Genomic DNA, 6,246 nt, shown 5'->3' with positions numbered 1-6,246 from the left:
GTTGCCATTTGCGCCTCGGCTATGTCTGGTTGGAAGAGTGGATGTCGTGTTGTTTTTTTGGTCATGAATCAGTTTCGAGGTTGTAGGTCGGACTGAATTAAACTGACGTCGGTCGACATCACCGGGAAGCATCGTGCAACCCTCTCTGCGCGCAACATACCCGCAAGAACCTGAAAGGCATTTGTCGGGTAAGCACTCCGTTGCCGCCCTGAAAGCAGTGATCTGAGGTTTCATCTTCGTACGATAGAAAGCCATCGATGGAAGTCTTCCAGCACCCTGAAATTGCTGGTCGAAATGAAGTCTCAGTCAGCCCGGTACGGTTTAGATTTGCGCTGTGGGAATAGGATGGAAGGATACGTTTCCGAGGAGAAAGAAGTGTCGTTCGGAAACGTGGAAGTCACTCACTCAGTGGGTCAGATACTACCGCCCAAGTCGCGTTAGTCAAATGTAAAAATCACGTGAAGTGGGCCTTCACAATCTTGGAGTTGATCAGTCGCTCTGATGATCTTGATTTGCAGGGAGTTGCGATGCAAAAGACTTTTCTTTTTTGTTTTTTGCGGTGTGCAAAACTCGTTACTAAACTTCTGGCTCATCGTGTGGAAACCAGGCATAAAAATGACATGCCGTTCGGACGCGAAATCCATAAGCTTCGTAAAGCTTGATTGCGTAATGGTTACGGCTGTCGACGCCTAAAGAAAGGCCTTGGGCGCCCTGTTTTTTTGCGGTCGCGATTGCCTGGGCGAGCATGGCGTGGCCGATCCCCTGACCTCGCACACTGCCGCACACACCCATGTACGTAATCTCCCAATGATCATCCTGTCCGGGTGATAAAAGGAGCATGCCTGCGGGGCGTCTTTTGTGGTAGAAAACCTGCCAGCAATGGGGCTGGATCTGGCTGTGTGTGCGATGGCTGTGGAAGGCTTCTTCGGCGGTTCGAAACTCATTGACTTCAGGGAAGTCCAGGCTGCCTTCGTAGGTCTGCTCCATGACGTCTACGAAGAGGGTTTCGTTGCGTTCCTGCTGGTAAGAAGTGGCTTCCAGTCGAACAGATTTTGTAGGTGGAGATATGGCTGTCGTTTCGTCATCAAATGACATCGACATAAACTGAAGATCGGCCAGATAGGCAAACGGAGAATCATCGAGACGTTGGCGCTGGGTAACTTCGTCGGGATGAAGCAGGATCTGGCCGATCCAGCAGCCAGAGTCATCCAGGAGGCTGGCGATGTGTTGCGCCAAATCGTCCCAAATCTGTTGCTGGTGTTCATGGTCGATCACTTCAGGCGGGAAGATGTGGCCTGTGAAGTCTTCAGAGACGACCAGCCAGCTTGCCCCGAGGACTTTGTCTGCCTCGACTGCCACCACTAAGAAGTCAAAACTGATGGCCCCCAGTTCGGCGGATTGCAGCGTCTGAGAGACTGACTCATCTTGAGCCGTCGGGTCGAGCCGGTGACTTAACAATCTCAGCGCAGCTTCGCGCTCCTGTGGTGTCCCCGCCGTCCGTATGTCGATCGCCACGTCTTCAAACTTTCTGTCTTCACTGAACTGTGCTGTTTACGCAGGGTACAAAAGGGCTGGACCGCAGAGCTCGCGGTGGGAAGCAGAGATCGCAGAGGGGGAAAAGAGTTTACAACGCAAAGGCGCAGAGACGCTAATCAGAAAATGATTGACGATGTGAATCGGTTTTCTCTACTTTGCGCCGTCGCGGCTTTGCGTTTGAAATTTCACCCTCAGCGGGCTGTGCGTTCCAACCTCTATTTCTTCAAGGCAGGCGGCAGCAGCCTGTTCCACATGGTCCGTGTGAGGGAGGGGGGCAACTCATGGGCAGCTGTTGCAGGCTGCGGTTGCTGGTTGCGTGAACGCTCAGCAGGCGTTCGACGCGGTGGTCCTGACATTCCGGGCAGTTGACCTTTTCCTGCCCACGGACCAGGACTTCAAACTGCTGATCGCATTTTTCGCAGCGGAATTCGTAGATTGGCATTTCTGGACGCTCCGAGCTAAGAACGTTGGCCCCTGTCAGCGTTATTGTGAGTCAGGGGTGATTTGGCATTGGCACCAACACAATTTAAACCAGTGAGTTTTCTCTTCCATCGTGCCATGCTTGCAGCTTGGGGCAAGCATGTTCTGGACGCTCCATTTCAAACGAAGCAGCATGCTCACCCAAAGCTGTGAGCATGGCACGACTTTCAAAGGAACGCATTGGTTGACGTTGTGATGGTATGACCCTGATTATTATCTGAAGGATTCGTCAAATAACAATCGACAACGGCGCTCATCAAAGTGAAGCGCGCAACAAAAAAGCCCGGTGGAGCATGACCGGGCTTCTTTGCGAACCGAAGTTCTGACACAAGTTCTTTACTGTTCGTAAGCGGGGCCAAACAACATCTTGCCCGAATCGCGTTTCTCCTGCTTCTTGGTTTCTTTCTCCAGCAGGCGTTCAAAGAGCTTCAGCGGAGTGCCGTTCATCGGAGTCGCTGAACGAAGCTGAAGGTCGGCGGACTGCGCTGGAGCCGAAATGGTCTGTGCGGGGAAAGAGGCTGGGCTGGTCATGTAGGCTGGCGAGCCAGGACCAGTCAAAGGGACTACGAACAACGCCAGCGTGGCGACGGTGATGGCACTGGCGGAAAACGCGAGGCTGGCACGATCGCTCCAGCGACGCGAAGGGCGTTTGGCTGGCATGCGGCGGACAAGCTCCGGCCAGAGGCTCTTTTCCAGCTGAGTCTGGTCGTCCCCTTCGTAATCACGAAGCAGACGAACGCTTGATTTGAGCTGTTTGAAATAGTGACGGCATTCAGGACACACAGACACGCGACGTCGAAGTTCTTCTGGCAAAGAAACTTCGTCCTGCCCCACGTGCTGGGCTAGCTGAACTCGTAACTCACGACAATGACACGACATGGAAACGGTACCCACAATGAAAAGTGGTGATTAAGAAGAGGGTTGAGTGTGACGCTTGATCCACAATTTTTGAAATTGCTGGCGGGCTTCGGCCAATCGCCAGCGGACGGTCGCTTCCTTGCGGTCGAGAATCGCTGAAATCTCTGTGGTGGAGAAATTCTCCAGATCACGGAGAATCAACACTGTTCGGTATTTTTCGGGAATTTCGTCAAGAACCTGACGGACTTCCTGTTTGATATCTTCTTCGTCACGAACGTCGGCTGTGACTGGTTCGATCGGGTGGTCGACGCTCATTTCGCTGAACATTGAGATCCAGCCTCGTCGTTTCCGCTTGCGCAAGAAATCGAGAGTGAGGTTGACCCCAATCCGGAACAACCAGGGGCCGAAACGCCGAGACGGATCAAACTGGTCGAGACGTTCGTAGGCTCTGAGGAAGGCTTCCTGAGTGAGATCATCGGCTAGTTCACGATCGCGGACGAACCGATAAACAACTTTCCAGAGGCGTTTTTCATATCGCTGGACCAACTGACCAAACGAATTTTTGTGACCTTGGCGACATTCTTCCAACAGGCGCGCATCACTGACGCCGGTCGATTGCTCAGGGGCAAGATTGATTCCGGACTCAGTAACGTCGTGCGGTGTTTTCATGTGTTTTCCTGTCTCTCACTCCATACTACGCGATCCTCGGGAAGATTGTTGGAGAATTCTGTGAGAATTGTTCAGGTGAGACGCGATGTCGACGTCTTGTAAAGCTTTGGCATATTGAGAGATATGAGATTGAGTGGGATGTGACGAGACTGGTATAATAGCTGACTTCCGGAGCGCACAGAAATTTTGTCGAGGCTTCACCATGTCGACCGTCCCTCAAAGTCTTTTGGAACAAGTCAAATCCCTGACGACTGAGCAGAAACAAGATCTGCGAGATGAACTGGACATTCTGCTTGCGTTAGATGATGAAGAAATCCAAGACGCATGGTTGGATGTGGCCCGAACGCGCCTCGGCGAACTTCGTGAAGGATCGGCTACCACGGTTTCGATTGAAGAGGTCATCGAGAGCCTGAAAAGCACGGATTAAAGATCGGTCCTCGATTTGCTTTTGAGGCAATGCAACGCGGGACAGCGGCTCGGACGGAGCCTCGCCCTCCCGGTTGAAATACAATAAAAAAAACACCTCGCGAACCGGAGTTCGCGAGGTGTTTTCGATTCTTGAGTTGCCAGGAAGTCTTAGTATTCCTTGGCGTTGATCCAGCTCATCATGCGGCGGAGTTGGCTGCCGGTTTTTTCGATGAGGTGGCCACGTTCGCGGCGTCGGCGGGCTTTGAAGGCAGCCTGGTTGGCTTTGTTTTCCAGGATCCAGTCGCGGGCGAATTCGCCGTTCTGGATTTCGGCGAGGATCTTCTTCATTTCCTTCTTGGTCTCTGGAGTGACGATACGATCGCCACGGGTGTAGTCGCCGTATTCAGCGGTGTTGGAGATCGAGTATCGCATGTAATTCAGACCGCCCTGATAGAACAGGTCGACGATCAGCTTCAGTTCGTGCATACACTCGAAGTAGGCCATTTCAGGCTGGTAACCGGCTTCGACCAGTGTTTCAAAACCGGCTTTGACGAGGGCAGAGACACCGCCGCAGAGAACGACTTGCTCGCCGAACAGGTCGGTTTCGGTTTCTTCTGCGAAGGTTGTTTCGATGGTTCCTGCACGGGTACCGCCGACACCTTTGGCGTAGGCAAGGGCGAGTTTCTTCGATTGCTCAGAAGCGCCTTCGCCCATGGCGATCAGGCAAGGGACGCCGCCGCCTTTGACGTATTCACTGCGGACAGTGTGGCCAGGGCCTTTGGGAGCGATCAGAGCCGTGTCGATCCCTTTTGGAGGCACGATCTGGTTGAAGTGGATATTGAAACCGTGAGAGCACATCAGGACGTTGCCTGGCTTGAGGCCCTTCTTGATTTCGGTTTCGTAGACATCGCGTTGCAGTTCATCTGGCAGCAGGATGTTGATCAGATCGCCTTTTTCAGCGGCTTCTGCGGCTGAGACAGGCTTGAAGCCGTGTTCGATGGCCAGATCGTAGTTGGGGCCGCCTGGGCGTTGGCCGATGATGACGTTGCAACCAGAATCGCGCAGGTTCTGAGCCTGAGCGTGTCCCTGGCTACCATAGCCGATGACGGCCACAGTCTTGTCTTTCAGCAGTGAGAGATCGGCATCGTCGTCGTAATAAATCGTGATCGGCATAGCAGTACTTTCGAGCGGAGAAAGGCTTTTAGAGAGATTAGAGAGAAACAAGACGGAGACCCGCATGCGGGCCGACTACTCAGCCGTCTCGCTAAGTTGTGGTTGTTGGGCCCGCAGGAGCGCAATACGTCCAGTGCGAACCAGTTCCAGGATGCCATAAGGACGCATGACATCGATGAAGGCGTCGATCTTTTTTTCCTGTCCGGAAATCTCGACCATGATGTGCGTCTGGCTGACATCGACGATCCGTCCGCGGAAGACATCCACCAGTTCGCGGACTTCACTGCGTTTGCCATTCTCCGTACTGACTTTGAGCAGCATGAGATCACGCTCGACGAAATCCTGCTTGGAAAAGTCATAGACTTCGACGACAGGAATCAGTTTTGCCAGCTGCTTGCGGACCTGATCGAGTTCGCGATCATCGCCGCCGACGACGAAGGTAATCCGAGAGAACTCAGGATTTTCGGTCGTACCGACAGCCAGCGAGTCAATATTGAAGGCGCGGGTTGCCAGCATGCCGGAAATCTGGGCCAAAACCCCCGGCTGGTTCATCACAAGAGCAGACAGAACGTGTTTCATGGATGGTATCTCGAGTGAAAAATGACGCTTTCCGCCTCGCCAGTGCATTGATGCGCGGCGTTGCGGAAAGTCAAAAAAGTCTACAGGTTTTCATGCCATGTCACAATGCAACCAGACAAGTCGGCCTGACAAAGCTTTGGAAAGCGGGCTGACACGAGCAGCGGGGTTCTGGTTCTATGGGTTTTTCGGCCTAAGGTTGTTCTTGGTGAGCGGGGGTTCACAACGAAATCCCGTTCGGCACAGAATCTGTCTGACTTCTCCGTCCTGAAGGGACGATTTCTACCAGCCCAGGATGAAATCCTGGGTTGCCAAAACACTATCACCCTCTCCACCGACCCTGTAGGTGTCGTTCACCGCGAGAATCCACCAAGCCCCAATCGTTGGCGAGAGGAACGATGGTGAATCCGCCCTTACAGGGCGGGCATATCCTCTCGAACCGTAACCCAGGGTTTCACCCTGGGCTGGTAGAAATCGTCCTTTCAGGACGGAGAGGTGGGCTTGGTGTGTATTCAATGCGTTGGGAAATAGTCTGCAGTTAAGACA

At 53.2% G+C, this 6,246-nt stretch carries 7 protein-coding genes; 1 reads left to right on the top strand and 6 read right to left on the bottom strand.

What is annotated here, in order from left to right; all coding sequences use genetic code 11:
* Positions 1–576 precede the first annotated feature (576 nt).
* The 4 genes from SH248x_RS21845 to SH248x_RS21830 form a co-directional block, all read right to left on the bottom strand.
* Positions 577–1,515 (bottom strand): GNAT family N-acetyltransferase, encoded by a 939-nt coding sequence (locus tag SH248x_RS21845; RefSeq protein WP_459556453.1) that lies wholly within the window; start codon positions 1,513–1,515, stop codon positions 577–579.
* Between the two features lie 244 nt (positions 1,516–1,759).
* Positions 1,760–1,978 carry an FmdB family zinc ribbon protein gene (locus tag SH248x_RS21840; RefSeq protein ID WP_459556452.1) on the bottom strand — a complete coding sequence of 73 codons (219 nt, stop codon included), beginning with the start codon at positions 1,976–1,978 and terminating at the stop codon, positions 1,760–1,762.
* A 374-nt stretch (positions 1,979–2,352) separates the two neighbouring features.
* On the bottom strand, positions 2,353–2,829 hold the full coding sequence (locus SH248x_RS21835) for a hypothetical protein (protein WP_459556451.1): 477 nt from the start codon (positions 2,827–2,829) through the stop codon (positions 2,353–2,355).
* Positions 2,830–2,925: 96 nt separating this feature from the next.
* Positions 2,926–3,543, bottom strand: a complete 618-nt coding sequence (locus SH248x_RS21830) for an RNA polymerase sigma factor (protein ID WP_459556450.1) — start codon at positions 3,541–3,543, stop codon at positions 2,926–2,928.
* 202 nt (positions 3,544–3,745) lie between these two features.
* Here SH248x_RS21830 and SH248x_RS21825 point away from each other — a divergent pair, with 202 nt between their 5' ends.
* Positions 3,746–3,970: an addiction module protein gene (locus tag SH248x_RS21825; protein WP_459556449.1), complete on the top strand. Its 225-nt coding sequence runs from the start codon at positions 3,746–3,748 to the stop codon at positions 3,968–3,970.
* Between the two features lie 149 nt (positions 3,971–4,119).
* On the opposite strand, the gene ilvC is transcribed toward SH248x_RS21825, so the two are convergent.
* Both ilvC and ilvN read right to left on the bottom strand, forming a co-directional pair.
* The gene (gene ilvC, locus SH248x_RS21820; protein ID WP_459556448.1) at positions 4,120–5,124 is read right to left on the bottom strand and encodes an NADP-dependent ketol-acid reductoisomerase; all 1,005 of its coding nucleotides are present in this window, start codon (positions 5,122–5,124) and stop codon (positions 4,120–4,122) included.
* A 75-nt stretch (positions 5,125–5,199) separates the two neighbouring features.
* Entirely contained in the window at positions 5,200–5,703 is a 504-nt protein-coding gene (gene ilvN / locus SH248x_RS21815) for an acetolactate synthase small subunit (protein ID WP_459556447.1), read from the bottom strand.
* Positions 5,704–6,246 lie beyond the last annotated feature (543 nt).

The organism is Lacunimicrobium album, from assembly GCF_052161635.1.
Classification (GTDB): Bacteria; Planctomycetota; Planctomycetia; order Planctomycetales; family Planctomycetaceae; genus SXPC01.
The sequence above is the reverse complement of the archived record's forward strand: the minus strand, read 5'-3'. Positions and strand labels throughout refer to the sequence as shown.

Excerpts from the sequence above, each read along its gene's own strand:
- SH248x_RS21840 (WP_459556452.1), bottom strand. The coding sequence starts at position 1,978 with ATGCCAATCTACGAATTCCGCTGCGAAAAATGCGATCAGCAGTTTGAA.
- SH248x_RS21830 (WP_459556450.1), bottom strand. The coding sequence starts at position 3,543 with ATGAAAACACCGCACGACGTTACTGAGTCCGGAATCAATCTTGCCCCT.
- SH248x_RS21825 (WP_459556449.1), top strand. The coding sequence starts at position 3,746 with ATGTCGACCGTCCCTCAAAGTCTTTTGGAACAAGTCAAATCCCTGACG.
- ilvC (WP_459556448.1), bottom strand. The coding sequence starts at position 5,124 with ATGCCGATCACGATTTATTACGACGACGATGCCGATCTCTCACTGCTG.
- ilvN (WP_459556447.1), bottom strand. The coding sequence starts at position 5,703 with ATGAAACACGTTCTGTCTGCTCTTGTGATGAACCAGCCGGGGGTTTTG.